Raw genomic sequence first — 18,657 nt, forward strand, 5'->3', positions numbered from 1 at the left:
CAGGACACATGGGCAGGAATCGCGAGCCAAGACCATGAGTGATTATGTTTAAATCTGATCGTTTGTGTGGTTAGATGAGACTGAGGACCACGGCTGATGGGAGCATCTGGACATGACATGGCTGGTGACCGGCGGAGCTGGGTACATCGGGGCGCACGTGGTGCGGGCTTTCCGTGCGGACGGCATCGACGTGGCGGTGATCGACGACCTGTCCAGCGGCAAGGCCGAGTTCCTCGTCGAGGGGGTGCTGTTCACGCAGGCGAACCTGCTGGACGGCGACGCGACCCGCCGCGCCCTCGAAGGGGCGACCGGGGTCGTGCACCTGGGCGGTTTCAAGTACGCCGGCGTCTCGGTCGAGCGCCCGCTGCACACCTACACGCAGAACGTCACCGCCATGGTCACGCTGCTGGAGGCGATGGCCGAGCAGGGCGTGGGCAACATCGTCTTCTCGTCCAGCGCGGGCGTCTACGGTACGCCGAAGGACGAGGTGGTGACCGAGGAGACCGCCCCGGATCCGCAGAGCCCGTACGGCGAATCGAAGCTGATCGGCGAGTGGCTGCTGAAAGACCAGGCCAAGGCGCAGAACCTGAACCACACCTCCTTGCGCTACTTCAATGTGGTTGGCTCCGGCGACCCGTCGGTGTACGACGCGAGCCCGTACAACCTGTTCCCGATCGTCTGCAACCTGCTGACCCAGGGCAAGGTCCCGCAGATCTACGGCACCGACCACCCGACCCCGGACGGCACCTCGGTCAAGGACTACGTGCACGTCGCCGACCTCGCCCGGGCGCATGTCTCCGCCGCCCGGACTCTCAATGAGGGCAAGACGCTCGAGCCCGTCTACAACCTCGGCAGCGGTGCCGGTACGTCGGTCCGCGAGATCATGGACGCCGCCCGCCGCGTCACCGGCATCGACTTCACCCCCACCGAAGGTCCTCGCCGCCCAGGCGACCCGTCCCGCGTCGTCGCGTCCGGCGAACTGGCCGCCCGCGACCTCGAGTGGAAGAACAGCTACACCGTCGACCAGATGTTCGCCACCGCCTGGGAAGCCTGGCCAAAGCCCTGACCTGTCAGTGCGGTCAACCCCTGACTCCTTCAAAGCAAGCCATCGGGATGGTCAGTGAGATCTCGCCGTGGCGGTTGAATTCCTCTTCTACCGCAGTGAGTTCTTCGGCGGTCGCGATGGTTCGCCAGCCGTCGAGGAAGCCGAGCTTGATGAAGTAGTGGTCGAAGAGCGCGGTGCCATCGGCGAAGCGCATCGTGAAGGAACCCGTCCCGCTGACCGACGCCGAGAATCCAGCGCCGGTCAGCAGGGCGAGTGTCCCGTCGCGAGTGGCCCGATGGCTGACGTGGGCATCCAGTTGCTCGTGGTCGTCGAGTACTTCGCGCAGTACGTCGTAGAACTCGGACATATGGCCGACCAGGTTAGTGCTCAGCAACAGCCGGCCACCTGGCCGTAGTACGCGATGGCACTCGGTGAGGACTGTCTCCGCGTTGTCGAAGTTGTTGATGCCGAGATTGGAGACGACGACGTCCACCGAGCCGCTCGGAAGGTCGAGCACGGCCGCGTCCGAGACGAGCAGTTCGACGTTGGTGAGGCCCAGGTAGGCGACCTTGCGGCGCAGTACCTCCATCGCTTCGGCCCACGGGTCGACAGCGATCACCCGGGCCGCCGCGCTGCGCTGGGCCAGCTCGATGGTCAGGAACCCCGTCCCGGCGCCGATGTCGACGATCGTCTGACCTCGTCGCAGTGGAACTCGCTCCAGAATCAACTGGCCGAACGGCGCCGACCACAGCGATAGCTCGTCGTAGTTGTCCGCAACCTCGCTCATGGTGCGCTGGGGTAGTCCTTGCGGAAGTGGCCGGTGGTGGACAGGTCTAGCTGGCCGGGGCCGGTGAGGACTCCGCCTTCGACCGGGAGGGTGTGGCCGGTGATCCAGGCGGCGTCGGCGGAGGCCAGGAAGGCGACCGCGGCGGCGATGTCCTCGGGTTCGCCGACCCGGCCGAGCGGGTACATCTTCTCGAACCGCTCGAGGATGTCCGGTTGGGAGTCCCAGTTCGGCGTACGGATGGTGCCGGGGGCAACGACGTTGAAGCGGACGCCGAGGTTGCCGTAGCGGGCGGCGAAGTTCTGGGTCAGGGCGATCTGGCCGGCTTTCGCCGCGGCGTACTCGATGTTGCCGAAGGCAGCGATCCCGTTGACCGAGCTGATCGTGACCACGTTGCCCTGGGTCTTCACCAGGTGTGGCAGCGACGCCTGGATGCAGCGCGCGGCGCCGACCAGGGTGAGGTCGAGCTGGCGGTGCCAGTCCTCGTCCGTGGTGTCCTCGGGGACCGAGGTGACGATGCAGCCGCCCGCGTTGTTGACGAGCACGTCCAGCCGGCCGAACCGCTCGACCGCCGCCGCGACCGCGGCATCGACGTCCTCGCGGGAGGTGACGTCCATCCTGACCGCCAGCGCGTTCCCGAGCTGCTCGGCGAGCTCACCGATCTTGTCCTCCTGCAGGTCGGTGACCACCACCGAGCCGCCCTCAGCGGCGATCCGCCGGGCCACCGCCGCGCCGATTCCTTGCGCCCCCGCAGTGACCAGCGCGACCTTGCCCTCAAACCGCAGCATTTACTGCTCCTCCAGTACTCGATCGACCTTCTCGTCCGAGATCCGCCGGTTGAGTTTCGCGGCGTCGAGATTGCGGCACAGCACGATCGAACCGCCGCCCGCGATCACCCCGATCAGCGTGCCGATCCCGGCCGGCGAGACGAGGTCGGTCGTGGTGAGCACGCGATCGGCGATCGGCTCGGCGGCCTCGATCAGGTCGGCATGCGACTTCTCGTCGTACGCCGGGCTGGTGGGCTCCGGAGGGTCGAACGGGACGAACAGGTCGGGATGGTTGTACACCTCGGCGCCGTAGTCGTGGATGCCTTCGGGCACCGGTTCCCGGAACCGCCCGCCGAGGGGGAGCAGCGCGGACGCGATCGTCTCCCGCGAGCCGCGGATGCGGAAGTCGGGGCCGGTGATGGCGAGCGTGCCCTCGCCGGTTGTGACGCTCGCGCCGGCCGACCAGGTCGATAGTGCCCAGACGACGCCCAGCCAGTGCGGTGGCAACCCGAGCGCGACGGTCTCGCCGGCTTCCAGATCGTACTCGTCGACCAGCAGGTTGGCGGTCTTGGCCACCCAGTTCGCGGTGGTGACCGCGCTGAGCTCGATCCGCTCGCCGGTGACGTCGTCGTAGTAGGTAAGGAACGGGTTGGCGCCATCCCGCCGTACCGCAGCGCCGAACAGCTCAGGAAGAGTCACTCCTCAACCCTACGTTTGCCCCCGAAGTATCCGTGCCGGGGGCCTGAGCCGCATCGACCCCGCGGACCTGCGCTACCTGGAGTTCTCGTAAGGTCACTGCATGTTGATCGTGATCGGCCTGGTGCTGATCCTGGCGTTGACCGTTGCCACCGGCTACTTCGTGGCGCAGGAGTTCTCCTACGTCGCGGTGGACCGCAACCGGCTGCAGGGTTTGGCCGACGGTGGTGACGCCGCCGCTGCCCGGGCGCTGAAGGTCACGTCGCGGTTGTCCTTCGTACTGTCCGGCGCGCAGGTCGGCATCACGGTCACCGCACTGCTGGCCGGCTACGTCGCACAGCCCTACCTGGGCAAGGGTCTCGAGGGCCTGCTCGGCGCGGCCGGCCTGCCGACGGGCGTCAGCCTGTCGATCTCGGTTGTCCTAGCGTTGCTGTTGGCAACGATCATCCAAATGGTGTTCGGCGAGCTGGCACCGAAGAACCTGGCGATCGCGCGGGCCGAGGCGATCGCGTTGCGGCTGTCCCGCTCGACCCTGATCTACCTGGCCGTCGCCGGTCCGCTGATCCACGTCTTCGACGCCACCTCGAACCGGATCCTGCGCCGGGTCGGCATCGATCCGGTCGAGGAGCTCCCGCAGGGTGCCACCGCGCAGGACCTGGACCGGATCATCGCTACGTCGTACGAGCGGGGCCTGCTGGACCAGGACACGATGCGGCTGCTGGATCGCGGGCTGGACTTCCGGCACCGGAACGCCGATGAGGTGATGACGCCGCGGGTGGACGTGATCACTGTGCATCGCGACGCCCCGCTGACCCGGGTGGTGGAGTTGCTCGACACCGGGCACAGCCGGTTCCCGGTGATCGGCGACTCGGTCGACGAGGTGGTCGGCGTGATCGCGATCGGCGATGTGGTCGAGCTGGAGCCCGCCGACCGGGCCGGCGTCAACGCCGGTTCGCTCGCGTCGCCGCCGGTCGTCGTACCGTTCACGTTGCCGCTGCCCGCAGTACTGCAACAGCTCCGTACTGCGCATCGCCAGCTGGCCATCGTCGTCGACGAGTTCGGCGGGTTCGCGGGGGTGCTGACGCTGGAGGACATCGCCGAGGAGCTGGTCGGCGAGATCCGAGACGAGGACGACCTGCCCGAGGCCGAGCTGATCGAGAATCCGGACGGCTCGTGGACGTTGCCGGCCCGCTGGCGGATCGACCAGGTGGCCGAGGCGACGGCGATCCAGCTGCCGGAGGACGAGGACTACGACACCGTTTCCGGCCTCATCATGGCCCGGCTCGGCCGGGTCCCCGTCGTCCACGACGAGCTGGTGGTGGAGCTGCCGCGGCGGTTCGACCATGACGGCCGCGCGGTCCCTGTCGAGCTAGTCCACCTCCGGGTCCAGACCGTACTGCGGCATGTGCCCGGCATCGTCGTCCTGGAGCGCCTCTCGTGAGTACTACGGTCGCGCTGCTCATCTCATTGCTGTTGCTCATCGTCAATGGCTTCTTTGTTGCGGCGGAATTCGCGCTGGTCGCGTCCAAGCGGCACCGGCTCGAACAGGCGGCCGCGGCGGGAAGCAGGTCGGCGCGCGCCGCGATCGCCGACGTCAGCGAGCTGTCGCTGATGCTGGCCGGCGCACAGCTCGGGATCACCCTTTGCACGCTCGGCCTCGGCTCGTTGTCGGAGCCTGCGGTGGCCCATCTGCTGCATCCGTTGTTCGAGCTGATCGGGCTGCCGGAAGACGTCGGGCACGTGATCGCTTTGATCATCGCGGTTGGTGGAATCGGCTTGCTGCACGTGCTGTTGGGGGAGATGGCGCCGAAGTCGTGGGCGATCAGCGATCCCGAGCGCTCGGCCTTGCTGCTCGCCTTGCCGTTCCGCGGCTTCACCTATGCCGTGCGGCCGCTGCTGATCGTGTTGAACAGCTTGGCCAACGTCTGCCTGCGCATCCTGAAGGTGACTCCGCAGGACGAGCTCGCCAACGCGCACGGGCCGGACGAGCTGCGGTTGCTGATCGAGTCGTCCCGCGAGCACGGCACCCTTGAGGCTCCGGAACACGACCTGCTGACGGCGATGCTCGCACTCCAGAACACCACGGTCGCTCAGGTGATGACGCCGATGTCCCAGCTGTCCACCGTGCCCGCGTCGGCGGCTGCCCGCGAGGTCGAGCTGACCAGCCGGCGCGAGGGGCACTCGCGATTGGCCGTGGTGACGCCTGGTACTACGGCGGTGTGCGGCATCGTGCACGTCAGCGATGCGGCCCGCGCGACTACTCGTGGTGGCACTACGTTCAGGGCCTCCGACCTGATGACCGAGCCGGTCCGGCTGCCGGCGAACACGCCAGTGGCCGCGGCGATCCGGTTGATGCGGGAACGACGGTCGCAGCTGGCCGTAGTACAGGAGGGGGACGAGCCGCTGGGTGTCGTTGCGCTCGAGGATCTGTTGGAGGAGGTCATCGGGGAGTTCGATGACGAGACAGATCCGATCATCAGCGCCGCGGCCCGGCGCCCTGGCGCTGCGGGAGGATGACGGGCTCGCCAGTAGCGGGATGCGGCCAGACCTCGACCTTGTGCTGATAGACGTCACTCAGCAACTCAGCCGTCAGTACTTCGGCCGGCGGGCCGCAGGCGGCTAGCTGTCCGTTGGAGAGGATGGCCACTTGGTCCGCGTACCCCGCGGCGAGGTTGAGGTCGTGGAGGACGATGACGACGGCATCTCCGGTGGCTGCCTGGCGGCGGGCGAGCTGGAGGACGTCCTCTTGGTGATGCAGGTCGAGTGCGGCCGTTGGTTCGTCGAGCAGGAGTAGTTGGGACTGTTGGGCCAGTGCTCTGGCTAGCGAGACACGTGCTCGTTCGCCACCGGAGAGGGAGCTGAAAACCCTTTCGCTGAAAGGGATCACGTCGGCCAGGGTCATCGCAGTACGGATCGCTTGTTCGTCGGCGTCAGCGCGGCCGGTGCCGGACCAGGGCGCTCGGCCCATCTCGACGATCTGGGCGACGGTGAACGGAAACGAGATCGTTGCCTGCTGCAACATCACGGCGCGGCGCATGGCCATCTCGACCGCGGACCAATGGGCCAGTGGCTCCTGGTAGAGAAGGGCCTGGCCGCTGTCGATCGGGAGATCGCCGCAGAGGGCACTGAGCAGGGTCGACTTTCCGGCGCCGTTCGGGCCGACCAGGGCGAGCACTTGACCGGCGGTGACGTCGAGGGTGACACCGTCGAGGATCTTGGTGCCGCCGAGGCGGATGTGCAGTTCGCGGACGGCGGCGATCGTCGTACCGGGGTCGAGGCGGGCGGGCAGGCGGCGCCTCATCCCCATCCTCCCTGCCGGGTTCTGGTTCGGCGGAGGAGCCAGAAGAAGAACGGGGCGCCGACGAGTGAGGTGATCATGCCGATCGGCAGGTCGGCGTTGCGGATCAGGGTGCGGGCGATCAGGTCGGCGGTGATGACCAGGACGGCGCCGCCCAGAGCGCTTGCCGGGAGCAACAACCGGTGGCCGGGGCCGGCGATCATCCGGATCAGGTGCGGGACGACCAGACCGACGAAACCGATGATGCCGGAGAAGGCGACGCTCGCCCCGACCAGCAGCGCGACCACGACGATCGCGAACAGGCGCAGGCGTTCCACGTCGACGCCGAGGTGTGCGGCCGACCGGTCGCCGAGGGAGAGCAGGTCGAGCTTGTGAGACAGTGCGAACGCTGCGGCCAGGCCGACGATCGTGAACGGCAGCACCGCGGCGACGGCCTGCCAGGTGGCGCCGTTGAGGCTGCCGAGCTGCCAGAAGACGAGTTGCTCACGGGCGCTGGTGTTCGCGATGAAGGTGGCGAACGAGATCAGCGTGAAGGTAAGGGCGTTGACCGCGATCCCGGTCAGTACCAGCGTGACGACTTCGGTTTTGCCGCCGGCTCGCGAGAGCGCGTGGACGAGCAGCGTGGTGATCAGTCCGGTGACGAAGGCAGCCGCGGCGATCGTCCAGTTGCCGAGGAACGTGGCACCGGTAACGATCACCAGACTGGCCCCGACCGCCGCCCCTGACGACACTCCCACCACAGACGGCTCAGCCAGCGGATTCCCGAAGATGCCTTGCATCAACGCCCCCGCTGCAGCCAGCGACGCCCCGACCAGCACAGCCAGCGTCACCCGCGGAAACCGCACCTTCCACAAGGCATTGTCCCCCTGCGGATGCCGAGGCATCGGCCCGACGTCCAGCGGCAACCTGACGTGCAGCAGCCCTTCCAGCCCTCGATCAAGCCGATGCATCACCGACCCGAGGATTTCGCTGGCCGGGATAGGCAACTGCCCAACCCCGGCAGCAACCACAGCCATCACCAGCAGCACGACGACGAGACCGCCGACCAGACCGGCCTTCCTGAGCCTCAAGGAAGGTAGACCGCCTTGGCCAAGGCTTCTACTGTGCGGCCGGTTCGAGGGCCGAAGCCCAGGAGGTCGGAGTCGAACATGTCGATGACGCGGCGGTTGCGGCCGGCTGGGGTTTGGGCGATGCCGGGGAGTTTGACCAGACCCTCGACGCCTTTGATCGACTTGAGGCCCTCGGTCATCACGATGATGACGTCGGGCTGCGAGCGGATCAGCGCCTCGCTCGTCAGCGGGACGAACGGTTTGGTCAGGCCGATGTCCGTTCCGGTGTCGACGCCGCCGATCGACTTGATCATCGCGTCCGCACCCGATCCAGGACCGCTCATCAGGTAGACGCCGGCCGTGCCCCGGATGTACAGGAACGTCATCCGCAGTGGTGTCCCGCCACGCGGGGCGAGTGTCAGCGCCTTGACGATCTCACCCTGCGTACGGCGTACCAGCTCTTCGCCTCGCTCCGGTACGCCGAGCGCTGCCGCGACCGCGCGGACCTGACTCGGCAGGCCGTCCATCGTGCGGGCGTCGTCGAAGAAGACCACCGCGACGCCGGACGCGCGGAGCTGTTCGAGGACCTCGGGCGGCCCGATGCTCTTGTCGGTCAGTACGACGGTCGGGTCGAGCGCGAGGATCGCCTCGGCGTTCAGGTCGTGCGCGGACGGCGTGACCTTGGGCAGCTTGGCCGCCTCGGGGAAACCGGTCGAGGTGTCCCGGCCGACGACCTTGTCGCCGAGGCCGAGGCTGAAGACGATCTCGGACAGCGTGCCGTAGAGATCGACCGGGATGATCCGGCTGACGTCCTTCACCTGCACCTGCTTGCCATCGCACGACTTGACCTCGACCGGGAGCTTCGGCTCTTGCGTGGACTCGACCGGGTGGATGCCGTGGTCGGTCAGCGTCGCCGTCGACGGGCCGGTGATGGTATGCGGGGCCTTCTGGTGTTCGGTGGGTGTTGCCGTGGGCAACGGCTTGCCGTCGGCGTCGGCGGTGACGGCGAATCCCTTCACCGCCGGGCGGCAGGCGTCGACTGTCGTAGTACCGGGTGATGCTGCGTCCGATGGGCCGGCGCAGGCGGTGAGGGTGAGCAGTAGCAGAGCTGCGAGTCGCGTCACGAGGCCGCCTGCGGGAGTAGCTCCTCGGCGAGCGAGGTCAGTACGTCGACGTTGAACTTGTAGGCCAGCAGGACCTCGTCGAGCACCTCCTCCTGCTCGCGTTCGTCGAACGGCGCGTTGTCGAGCAGGGTCCGGTAGTTGTCCTTGAACGGCTTGGGCGAGACGTTGTCGAACGAGTAGAATCGCACCCCATCGCCGCCCGGAACCAGCCCGTACGCCGTGGCGATGAGCCGCCCGATCGCCTGCCCGCCGGAGAGATCGCCGAGGTAGCGGACGTAGTGGTGAGCCACGAAGCCGCCCGGCCAGGTGGCGAGCTGCGCCAGGCGTTCGGCGTACCGGGTGGTGGCGGCGGTGGGTGCTGCGGCCGGGATGCCTTGTGCTGCGAGGAAGGCGAGGTCGGCTTCTAGGTGTGGGCGGCGGGCGAGCTCGGGGAAGGCGAACTGGCCGGCGATCGGGTCGTCGGTGAAGGCGTCGGTGAGGCCTTCCAGCGCTTGGTAGATGACTGCGTGCTGGCTGACCAGGGCCGCGTAGGCGGTCAGGTCTAGCTGGCCGGCGGTCAGTGCGGCGAGGTACGTGCTCCCTTCGGCGTCGCGATGCATGCGCAGGCTCCGTTCCCGGAGGCGCTGCGAGAACGGCGGCTGAGCGGTGGCCGTCGGGCCCGATTGTGGGGTCACGAGAGTTAGGTTAGCCTAACCTCAGTCTCGTGTCGTCAGGTGGCGGCGCGGGTGAGGCAGCTGGGGAGGGGACGGATCTTGAGAAGGTTTGCGGGACTGGTACTTCTGCTCACGGTGGTTCCCGCCGGAGTCGCTCACGCGGCGACCGGACCGTCGGGGCAGGAGGTGACGGTCAGCCGGAGCGAAGGGCTGAACCCGGCCGGTACGCCGGTGACGGTGCGCGGGCGTGGATTCGACCTGAACAAGGGGATCTACGTGGTGTTCTGCGTGAACAAGGGCGCCGGCCAGATGCCGTCCCCGTGCCTCGGCGGCGTCGACATGCAGGGGGCGTCGGGGTCGTCGGCGTGGATCTCGTCGAACCCGCCGTCGTACGGCGAGGGCTTGGCCAAACCGTTCACGAAGGTGGATGGCAAGGGCTCCTTCGAGGTGCAGTTGACGATCAAGGCGAAGGACCAGTTCACCAACTGCCTGGACAAGAAGGCAGCCCCACTCGGCTGCGTCGTCGGCACCCGAGCCGACCACACCCGTACCGCGGACCGCAGCGCCGACGTTCTCATCCCAGTCACCTTCACCGGCGCCGGCGCTACCACCACGCCGACCACGAAGGCTCCCACCACCCAGCCCACCCCCGGCGCCACCCCAGGCACCGAGCAGAAGCCCTCCGGGAAGCTCGCCAGCACTGGCGGCCTCCCCACAGCCTTCCTGATCGCCGCCCTGGTCCTGCTGGCCGCGGGTGCCGCTCTCCTCATCACCGCCCGCCGCCGCAAGAACCCCAAGGAGCCCACCCCATGACCCGCCGCCCAGGCGCTGCCGTCCGACGCGGGTTCGCGGGACTGGCTCTGGTTCTTCTACTCACCACGGCCGTCGCCACACCCACCTCCGCTGCCCCGACCCCGCCCGCCGGCGAGGTTTCAGCAGCTCCTACACCTACCGCGGAACAGCAGGTGTGGGAACCGAAGATCGTGGTTTCCAAGACGAGCGAGGTGGCTGAAGGGGAGGAGCTCACGGTCAAGGGAACTGGGTTTGATCCTGCGGCCAACAAGTCCCTGCGGGTGCCCGTGACACCGGGGGAACCTGCTGGGGTTTATGTGGTGTTCGGGTCGTTCGCGGAGACCTGGAAGCCTTCGACCGGAGCCGATGCGACCACTCGAACCTTGCTCGACACCAAATGGCCGTTGCCGCAGGCATCTTTTGAGCAGGTGGGCCGCGACTTCCCCAACCAGCTACCGCGGCTCGTCAAGCTGAACCCCGACGGCACCTTCGAGCTCAAGCTCAAAGCCAAGAAGGCACCTGAGAACCCCCGCAACTACGGCGTCTACACCTACCCCGGTGGCGGCGCGACCAACGCCGACCACGAACTCGCAGTACCAGTAGCCTTCACCACCGGCGGCGGCGATCCCAGCCCAGGCACCCCGCCCGTCGACACGATCGACTGGGGATTGAAGCTCTCGTTCCGCACCTACATCGAGGGCAACATCGCGCACGGCTCGATCACCCTGCGCCCGCCGGCCACCCGCAACGCCGACGGCACGTTCCGCTTCCCGGTCGGCACCGGCGGCGCCTACTTCAAGGGCCACGAGAGCCAACCGGGCAACCCGCTGCTCGAAGTCACCGTCTCCGACCTCCGAGTGAAACTCAACGGCACAACGGGTTCCGTGATCGCCGACGTGATCAGCAAGAGCCTGGAGAACGGCCAGCTGACGACGTACGACGATCTGGCGCTGGCCGACCTCGACTTCGCGGCTCACCCCGTCGCCATCAAGGACGGCGTCGCGACCGCCATCGGCGTACCGGCGAAACTCACCGAAGCCGGTGTCCCCGCGTTCGCCAACTTCTACACCGCCGGTACTGCGCTCGACCCGGTCAGCTTCTCTATCAAGCTCGCACCCACCCCCGTTTGGGAACCGAAGCTGGAGCTTCGAGGCCCCGACGGCCAGCCGGTCACCACCATTCCGGCAGCCGGTCTCACCGTGACCGTCCGCGGATCGGGCTTCGACCCCGCCGCCAACCTCTCGACCCGCCCGCCCGTGACGCCTGGCCTGCCCGCAGGCGTGTACGTCGTCTTCGGCAGCTTCGACGCGACCTGGCGCCCGTCGGAGAACGCCCCTCCCGAATCCCGCCGAGTCCTCGACCAGAAGTGGGCCCTGCCCGACTCGTCCCGACCGGGCGGCGCCAACCCGGCGTACGTGACGCTCAAACCCGACGGCACCTTCGAGACCACAGTCACCGTCAAGCCCGCCGACACAGCCAAGGGCACTTACGGCATCGCGACGTACGCCGCCGGTGGTGCAACACCGAACGCGGTTCAGGAACTCCTCAAGCCACTCACCTTCACGAACCCCAGTACTCCGGTACTGACGGTCGAGCCGAGCACCGACCTCACCGACAAGCAGGCGGTCACCGTGAAGGGCAGTGGGTTCGCGGCCAACCGTGCTCTCTATGTCGCCCAAGCCCCGCAGGGCAAGTCAGGCGAGTCGAACCCGTCGCCGTTCTCCGGCGCGCAACGCGTGGTGACGTCGGCGACCGGCACGTTCGAGACGTCGGTCGAGACGACGGTGACGTTCCGGAACGAGGGTGTCGATGTCGATTGCCTCGCTGTGCCTTGCTACCTCGCGAGCTTCAACTCACCGCTTGCCTCCGACAACGTCGAGGTCGATCACCGCGGTGATCGCAGCCAGGACGTCTTCCGGCCGATCAAGTTCAAGCCCGCCGGACCGCAGCCCGTCCTGCCGGCGATCACCCTCCAGCCGTTGCCTGTCACAACAATTGCTGGCAGCAACGTGTCCTTCACGGTACGAGCCACCGGTACTCCGGCGCCGTCGGTGCAATGGGAGCGCAGCGACGACGCCGGCAAGACCTGGACGCCGATCTCCTCGCCTTCCGCGGTGACCGGCACGCTGAGCCTGACCGCCGTCGCGAACGCGCATTTTCGAGCGGTGTTCAGCAACGAGGCCGGTTCGGCGACCTCCACCGCAGCCGCTCTGACGGTCACCCAGCCGTCGGTGAAGATTGCGCCAAGCAACGTCAAGCCTGGCGAGGAGATCGTTGTCACCGGCACCGGATTCCCAGGCAGCCAGAAGGTGAGGGCGGTCATCGACGCCGGCAAGCCTGCGGAGTACACCTTCCGCAACGCCAGCGGCCAGAGCGTCGTCGTCAGCGCTGCCGATGGCAAGCAATTAAAGGTTGTCAGCGGCAAGCTGTTGCTGGCGAATGGTGCCAAGGTCAACGTTCGTGCAAGCGGGCTGCACAACAGCAAGGCGAACACCACGGCAGCTCCGAGCGGGTTCTACGTCCTGACAGCGGTCGACAACGGCCCGGGCAAGCAGGCGTCACCAGCGATCGGCGGCGCCGACATGACCGGCTCCTCGGGCGAATCCCAGTGGATCACGAACTTCCCGTACGCCGGCTCGGAGCACCTCGTCGTACCGATCGGGGCCGATCTGGTCGCGAAGGCGTCGGTGAAGGTCTCGTCGGCCGACGAGCACACCGATTGCACGAAGGCGCCGAACGGATGCGTGCTGTATCTGCGGACCGACCACCGGTCGACGGGTAACCGGCAGTTCGACGTACGGGTGCCGTTGCAGTTCGTCGCGTCGGCCGAGGCTGATCAGGGGACCGTGCTGGGAGAGCAGACGGCTGATGCCGCCGGCAACATCTCCTTCAGCTGGAAGGTGCCCGCGGAGCTTGCCACCGGCAAGCACACGGTGACGTTGTCGGCCGGCGAGAAGGCGACCGCCTCGGCAGACTTCACGGTGACCGCAAGCTCGACGCCAACCCCAACGCCAACGCCGCCGCCGACCTCGACGCCGACGAGCGCCCCGCCGACGTCCGCTCCACCATCGACGACCGAGCCCCCTGTAACCGACGTACCGACCAAGCCGACCGGCGCTCTCGCCAGTACCGGCGGTGCGACTCTCTGGTTGCCGCTCCTCGGAGCGTTGTTGCTGATCACCGGAGTCGCCATCACCCTGGCGACCCGTCGACGGAAGGCCAAGGCATGAGTGATCCCTTCGACCCCGAGATCGTGCTCGCCGTACTCCGGCACATGAACGAGGACCACGCGCACGACTCACTGCTGATCGTCCGGACGCTCGGCGGCCAGCCGACGGCAACCGCGGTGGTGCTCACCTCGATCGACCCCGATGGCGCCACCTACAAAGCGATGCTGCCCACCGGCGACTCGATCGACGTCATCCTGGCCTGGTCCGGCACGATCACCGACCGGCCGCAGTTCCGCGGCGAGTTCGCGCGCTGGTATCAGGAGGCGGTCACCCGCGCTGCCTCCGGCGGATAAAGCGGCGGACAGAGCGGCAGCCGGAGCGTGAAGGTGGACCCCTCGTCGAGGGTGCTGGTCGCGCTGACGGTGCCGCCGTGGGCCTCGACGAGGCTGCGGACGATCGGGAGACCGAGGCCGCTGCCGCCGGTATGACGGTTGCGGGACTGCTCGGCGCGCCAGAACCGGTCGAAGACCTTCGGCAGGTCCTCGGCGGCGATGCCCGCGCCGGTGTCGATCACGTCGATGACGATCTCGTCACCGTCGCGGCGACCGTCGATCCGCACGCTGCCACCGGCCGGGGTGAAGCGAAGCGCGTTGGCGACCAGGTTGCCGACGGCTTGCCGAAGCCGGACGGGGTCCGCTTCCTGCTCGATGTCGCCAATGGTTGCCGATGACAACATGATGTCGGCGTGCTCGGCCTGGCTGCGATAGGTTCCGGTCACCTGGTCGAGCAGCAATCCGAGGTACACCCGTTCGGGATGGATCCGCAGTTGCCGGCGTCGGCCGTGGCCAGGTCGCGGAGGTCATCGATGATGTGCTGCAACAGCGCGGCTTCCTCGCTGAGTGAGGCGATGAACGCCTGGTCGGGCTGCGCCACCCCGTCCTCGACGGCCTCGAGCCAGCCGCGGATGTTGCTCAGCGGCGTCCGCAGTTCGTGCGCGATGTCGCTGACCATTGCCCTGCGCAACGATTCGGTCCGGGCCCGGCTGTCGGCGAGGTCGTTGAATGCCAGCGACAGTTGGCCGATCTCGTCGGTACCGCGGACCTTCACCCGGACGTTCTCGTCGCCACCCGTCATCTGCCGGGACGCCTTGGTCAGCGCCCGCAGCGGTTGCACCAGGCGGATCCCGCCGACCGCCGCGATCAACACGGTGATGCCGAGGATCGCGGCGGCGACCCCGGCGATCCGCTTCTGGTTGGCAGGCGACAGGTCCAGCTCGGCCGACGCTTTGCTGTGAGTACTGACGAACAGGAGCGCCGGCGGAGCGACGTACGGGCCTAGCTGAGTACGGCGCGACGAGGCGAGACAGCGCTCGACAGCTGCGGGGTCGGGTAGCTGCCTGGTCGGACCTGCTTTGGGCTCGGAAGGGCCGGGCGTGGTGACCTGGGTGGGCGTCGCGCCGCGGCCGACAGACCAGCTGAGGTTGGCTTGGAGCTGGATCGGCACGATCGGACCGCCTGCTGCCAGGCAGCTGTTGACCAGCTTCTGCAGATGCTCGTACGCGGTTAGCTGTGGTGGCTCGATCTCGTCCAGCGCGGCGGCATCGCAGAGATCCAGGTAGTACTGCGGCGCGCCGGTGACCTGCGGCCGCCCGGTCGGTGCGGTGACGATCTTGCCCTGGCCGGTCTGTTCCAGGACGCAGCTGAGGACCCGCTTGGCCATGCCGTCGTACCTGACCCGCTGTGCGGCGGCCAGCCGGAACGGGCCGACGACGCGCGGGTCGATCTGGTCGCCTCCGGTCCCGGCTAGCGGGCCCGCGCTGAGGTCGAGCGGGTCGACGATCGCGGACTGGTTCTGGCTGGGCTGCACGGGCTCGCCCGAGATCAGCTCGCGCTTGCGGCTGGTGAGGGTGATCTGCCGGCCGATGTCCAAGCTCAACCGGGAGATCTCCTTGCCGATCCCCGACCAGCCGCGGTGCGTGGCGGCGTACCCGATCAGGGTGTTGTAGATCTTGGCGTCATCGGCCAGCGCCTGCCCCTGCTGCTCCTGGATCGCGACCGTCGTACTGCGAGCCGCGAGCCGGACCGGCTTGCGCGGGTCGGGCTCGATCTTCTTGCGCAGGTTCAGCACATGCGTGTCGATCGTGCGGGTGGTGATGTACTGGTCGATGCCGTGCAGCTGTTCGAGCAACTGGGCCCGGGTGAAGACTCGATGCGGTCGCGCCGCCATCGTGGCGATCAGCCGGAACTCGCCCGGCGTACAGGTGATCTTGTTGCCGTCAGCAAACAAGTCATGGCGCCCGGTGTCGACCGAGACGCCGCCGACGCGCAGCAACGTGTCGGGCTCGGCGACCGCGGACACCCTGGTACGCCGGAGCAGCGTGCGGACTCGAGCGGCGAGCTCACGCGGGCTGAACGGTTTGGTCATGTAGTCGTCCGCGCCGAGATCGAGGCCGAGCAGCATGTCGTCCTCCTCGGTGCGGGCGGTCAGCATCAGCACCGGGATGTCGGACTCCTGCCGCAGGATCCGGCACACGTCGAGCCCATCGACACCGGGCAGTATGACGTCCAGTACCAGCAGCTCGGGTTGGCGCCGGCGAACCTCCTCCAGCGCCGATCGCCAGTCGTGGACGACGATCACCGAGTGGTTCTCGCGCTCCAGATAACGGCGTACCAGCTCGGCCTGCTTCTCGTCGTCCTCGGCAAGCACGACCTGGGCACACATGGCTTCGACTATAGGTCGCACCATCGCCCCTCACGGCGAACCTGAAGGTACCCGGACCAGTTCCTGACAATTAGGGCGTGTCTCCTTGTCGTACGGTGTTGCCAAGCCAGCCAGGAGGAGTCAACAGTGCCCGTCAGCCGTCTCGGCCTCGTCGTCCACCAGGCCCGTCCGCTCGCCGTCCAGGCCGCGGGTGTGGTCCGCGACTGGTGCAGCAGGAACGACATCGGCTGCACCGACATCGACGTGTGGAAGGACCACGGGCACCGCCGCGGCGGGATGGCGGAGATGCAGCACGCGGGCAACCCCGACCTGGTGGTCACGCTAGGTGGCGACGGCACCTTCCTGCGGGGTGCCCGGATCGCGGCCAAGAACGGTGCCGCGGTACTGGGTGTGGACCTCGGCAAGGTCGGCTTCCTGACCGAGGTGGCCTGCAGCGACGTCGAGGAGGCCCTGGAAGCCGTCCACCACGACCAGGCGACGATCGAGGAGCGGATGACGCTCACGATGCGCGCCTCCCGGCCACTGGAGATCCCGGCCGGCATCGAGGCCCTACTGCGCTACGGACACGGCCCGGCGCTCCCGCCACCCGCTGTCCGCCAGGAGAGCCCCGAATCCGACGGCTGGGGCGTCGCGCTCGACGTGACGGCCCTCAACGACGTAGTACTCGAGAAGCTCGCCCGCGACCACCAGGTGAGCGTCGGCGTCTACCTGTCCGGCCGCCTCCTCGCGTCGTACTCCGCCGACGCCCTCATCGTCGCCACCCCGACCGGCAGTACGGCGTACAGCTTCGCGGCCGGCGGCCCGATCCTGTCGCCGAACATGGAAGCCGTCGTCTTCACTCCCGTCGCTCCCCACATGACCTTCAACCGCACGGTCGTAGCAGCCCCCGACGAACCAGTAGGCCTCCGAGTCCTACCCCACTCCGGCCAAGCCGCAGTAAGCATCGACGGCCAACTACGCGGCGTCCTAGACCCAGGCGACTGGATAGGCGTCTACGGCTCCCTACGCCGCCTACGCCTAGTCCGCCTCCGCCCCACCGACTTCTACGGCCGCTTAAGAGACCGCTTCCGCCTAACCGACGCCCCAGCCACCGGAATAGACGGCGACCCCGCCCCCTTCTTCCGCCCCACCACCCCCATCCCACCCGACCTAGCCCACCTACGCCTCCCCCCAATCCCCACCCCACCACCCCAAGAAAACCCCGCCTGCGAGGTAGACCCCGCCACCGAGCCAGCGGAGTGATCCGGCCGCCGGCTGACGCCGTACCACCTGTCAACTGGTACGTCCGAGGAAGCCCGTCACCCCCAGCCCGGTAGGCTCCCTCTCCATGCTCAACATTGTCATCCCCGCAGGCGGCAGCGGCACGCGTCTGTGGCCGTTGTCGCGGAAGTCGAATCCGAAGTTCCTGCACGCGCTCAGCGGCACCCCCGCCACCTTGCTGCAGGCGACGGTGAACCGGGTGATCCCGGTGACGACGCCCGAACACACCTACGTGGTCACGGGGACGGCGCACGCGGTGGCAGTCGCGCGACAGCTGCCGGAGCTTCCGGATGAGAACGTCCTGGTCGAGCCGTCTCCCAAGGACTCCTGCGGTGCCATCGGTCTGGCGGCGGTCCTGATCGCCCGGAAGGATCCCCAGGCGCTGATGGGGGCCTTCTCCGCCGATCACATCGTCCAGAATCAGCAGCGGTTCCTCGAGTGCGTCCGGTCTGCCATCGAGGGAGCCGAACAAGGACGTCTGGTCGTCTTCGGTATCACTCCGACCTATCCGGAGACCGGATACGGCTACATCGAGTGCGGTGAGGTCATCGGTGACGGGCCGGTGCGCAAGGTCAGCCGGTTCAAGGAGAAGCCGACCCTCGAGGTCGCCACCGAGTACGTGAACTCGGGCGAGTTCTACTGGAACGCGTCGATGTTCGTCTGGCGGGTCGACGTGTTCCTCGCCGAGCTGGAGCGCCAGCAGCCTGAGCTCTTCGAAGGCCTTCAGCGGATCGCAGCCGCCTGGGGAACGCGAGACCAGGAGACGGTGCTGGCCGAGGTCTGGCCGACCTTGCCCAAGATCTCCCTTGACTACGCGGTGATGGAGGGTGCGGCGGAGGCAGGGCTGGTCGCTGCGGTGCCGTCCGACTTCGGTTGGACGGATGTCGGCGACTTCCATGCCCTCGGCGAGGCGCTCAGATCGAGTTCTGACGACCCGGACGAGAACATCGTCGTGGACGGTACCGGTGTCGGCAACGCGTGGGGCGACGGCAAGCCGACCCTGGTCCTGGAGGACAGCCACGGGTTGGTCATCGTGCCGCAGTCCGGACGCCTGATCGCGGCGGTCGGCGTTCGGGATCTCGCCATCGTGGACAGCCCGGACGCGCTGCTCATCTGCGACCGCAAGCGTGCGCAGGAAGTCAAGAAGGTCGTCGACAGGATCCGCGACGAGGGCTTGCACGACCTGCTCTGAGGTTGCCCGGGCAGGTCATCGGCGTCGCGCGTTGTTTTCGGCGAGTGACTCGGGGAAGTCTCCCAGGGGTACGACCGGTCGTACCAGCGTGAGGAGACTAATCTGC

General features: G+C 67.7%; 17 protein-coding genes. 8 read left to right on the plus strand and 9 right to left on the minus strand.

Going from position 1 to position 18,657, the window contains the following annotated elements; genetic code table 11:
- Positions 1 to 112 precede the first annotated feature (112 nt).
- On the plus strand, positions 113 to 1,066 hold the full coding sequence (gene galE / locus A3ES_RS0126390; protein WP_020389852.1) for a UDP-glucose 4-epimerase GalE: 954 nt from the start codon (positions 113 to 115) through the stop codon (positions 1,064 to 1,066).
- Positions 1,067 to 1,079: 13 nt separating this feature from the next.
- Here galE and A3ES_RS0126395 read toward each other — a convergent pair whose 3' ends face one another.
- From A3ES_RS0126395 to A3ES_RS0126405, 3 genes are read right to left on the minus strand one after another with little or no spacing between them, the layout of a single operon-like run.
- Positions 1,080 to 1,832 (minus strand): class I SAM-dependent methyltransferase, encoded by a 753-nt coding sequence (locus A3ES_RS0126395; protein WP_020389853.1) that lies wholly within the window; start codon positions 1,830 to 1,832, stop codon positions 1,080 to 1,082.
- On the minus strand, positions 1,829 to 2,617 hold the full coding sequence (locus tag A3ES_RS0126400) for an SDR family NAD(P)-dependent oxidoreductase (RefSeq protein ID WP_020389854.1): 789 nt from the start codon (positions 2,615 to 2,617) through the stop codon (positions 1,829 to 1,831). Before A3ES_RS0126400 ends, A3ES_RS0126395 begins: the two co-directional genes overlap by 4 nt.
- Entirely contained in the window at positions 2,618 to 3,295 is a 678-nt protein-coding gene (locus A3ES_RS0126405) for a TIGR03089 family protein (protein ID WP_020389855.1), read from the minus strand.
- Positions 3,296 to 3,395: 100 nt separating this feature from the next.
- On the opposite strand from A3ES_RS0126405, the gene A3ES_RS0126410 reads away from it, so the two are divergent.
- Entirely contained in the window at positions 3,396 to 4,733 is a 1,338-nt protein-coding gene (locus tag A3ES_RS0126410) for a hemolysin family protein (RefSeq protein ID WP_020389856.1), read from the plus strand.
- Positions 4,730 to 5,809 carry a hemolysin family protein gene (locus A3ES_RS0126415; protein ID WP_020389857.1) on the plus strand — a complete coding sequence of 360 codons (1,080 nt, stop codon included), beginning with the start codon at positions 4,730 to 4,732 and terminating at the stop codon, positions 5,807 to 5,809. Before A3ES_RS0126410 ends, A3ES_RS0126415 begins: the two co-directional genes overlap by 4 nt.
- Here A3ES_RS0126415 and A3ES_RS0126420 read toward each other — a convergent pair.
- The 4 genes from A3ES_RS0126420 to A3ES_RS48520 are packed head-to-tail and all read right to left on the minus strand — an operon-like array spanning position 5,769 to position 9,437.
- On the minus strand, positions 5,769 to 6,593 hold the full coding sequence (locus A3ES_RS0126420) for a heme ABC transporter ATP-binding protein (RefSeq protein WP_020389858.1): 825 nt from the start codon (positions 6,591 to 6,593) through the stop codon (positions 5,769 to 5,771). The two genes, A3ES_RS0126415 and A3ES_RS0126420, sit on opposite strands and share 41 nt — an antisense overlap.
- Positions 6,590 to 7,660 (minus strand): FecCD family ABC transporter permease, encoded by a 1,071-nt coding sequence (locus A3ES_RS0126425; protein ID WP_040455649.1) that lies wholly within the window; start codon positions 7,658 to 7,660, stop codon positions 6,590 to 6,592. The genes A3ES_RS0126420 and A3ES_RS0126425 overlap by 4 nt, the downstream gene beginning before the upstream one ends.
- Positions 7,657 to 8,763: a heme/hemin ABC transporter substrate-binding protein gene (locus A3ES_RS0126430; protein WP_020389860.1), complete on the minus strand. Its 1,107-nt coding sequence runs from the start codon at positions 8,761 to 8,763 to the stop codon at positions 7,657 to 7,659. The genes A3ES_RS0126425 and A3ES_RS0126430 overlap by 4 nt, the downstream gene beginning before the upstream one ends.
- Complete coding sequence (locus A3ES_RS48520) at positions 8,760 to 9,437, minus strand: biliverdin-producing heme oxygenase (RefSeq protein WP_040455652.1); 678 nt, start codon at positions 9,435 to 9,437, stop codon at positions 8,760 to 8,762. The genes A3ES_RS0126430 and A3ES_RS48520 overlap by 4 nt, the downstream gene beginning before the upstream one ends.
- Before the next feature lie 78 nt (positions 9,438 to 9,515).
- On the opposite strand from A3ES_RS48520, the gene A3ES_RS0126440 reads away from it, so the two are divergent.
- From A3ES_RS0126440 to A3ES_RS0126450, 3 genes are read left to right on the plus strand one after another with little or no spacing between them, the layout of a single operon-like run.
- Positions 9,516 to 10,229, plus strand: a complete 714-nt coding sequence (locus A3ES_RS0126440) for a hypothetical protein (RefSeq protein WP_157630763.1) — start codon at positions 9,516 to 9,518, stop codon at positions 10,227 to 10,229.
- A complete protein-coding gene (locus A3ES_RS51575) occupies positions 10,226 to 13,438 on the plus strand; it encodes an HtaA domain-containing protein (RefSeq protein ID WP_083933714.1) in 3,213 nt (1,070 codons plus the stop codon). The genes A3ES_RS0126440 and A3ES_RS51575 overlap by 4 nt, the downstream gene beginning before the upstream one ends.
- A complete protein-coding gene (locus A3ES_RS0126450; RefSeq protein ID WP_020389864.1) occupies positions 13,435 to 13,731 on the plus strand; it encodes a DUF2470 domain-containing protein in 297 nt (98 codons plus the stop codon). The genes A3ES_RS51575 and A3ES_RS0126450 overlap by 4 nt, the downstream gene beginning before the upstream one ends.
- Here the strand turns inward: A3ES_RS0126450 and A3ES_RS51580 are convergent.
- Both A3ES_RS51580 and A3ES_RS52865 read right to left on the minus strand, forming a co-directional pair.
- Positions 13,695 to 14,183, minus strand: coding sequence for a sensor histidine kinase (locus tag A3ES_RS51580; protein ID WP_020389865.1), 489 nt, complete (start codon positions 14,181 to 14,183; stop codon positions 13,695 to 13,697). The genes A3ES_RS0126450 and A3ES_RS51580 overlap by 37 nt on opposite strands.
- The gene (locus tag A3ES_RS52865) at positions 14,153 to 16,099 is read right to left on the minus strand and encodes a response regulator (protein WP_020389866.1); all 1,947 of its coding nucleotides are present in this window, start codon (positions 16,097 to 16,099) and stop codon (positions 14,153 to 14,155) included. Before A3ES_RS52865 ends, A3ES_RS51580 begins: the two co-directional genes overlap by 31 nt.
- A 126-nt stretch (positions 16,100 to 16,225) precedes the next feature.
- On the opposite strand from A3ES_RS52865, the gene A3ES_RS48545 reads away from it, so the two are divergent.
- Together A3ES_RS48545 and A3ES_RS0126490 are read left to right on the plus strand one after the other, a co-directional pair.
- A complete protein-coding gene (locus A3ES_RS48545; RefSeq protein WP_020389867.1) occupies positions 16,226 to 17,341 on the plus strand; it encodes an NAD(+)/NADH kinase in 1,116 nt (371 codons plus the stop codon).
- Positions 17,342 to 17,426: 85 nt separating this feature from the next.
- The gene (locus A3ES_RS0126490) at positions 17,427 to 18,551 is read left to right on the plus strand and encodes a mannose-1-phosphate guanylyltransferase (RefSeq protein WP_020389868.1); all 1,125 of its coding nucleotides are present in this window, start codon (positions 17,427 to 17,429) and stop codon (positions 18,549 to 18,551) included.
- Positions 18,552 to 18,657: the final 106 nt, after the last annotated feature.

This window comes from Kribbella catacumbae DSM 19601, from assembly GCF_000372465.1.
Lineage (GTDB): Bacteria > Actinomycetota > Actinomycetes > Propionibacteriales > Kribbellaceae > Kribbella > Kribbella catacumbae.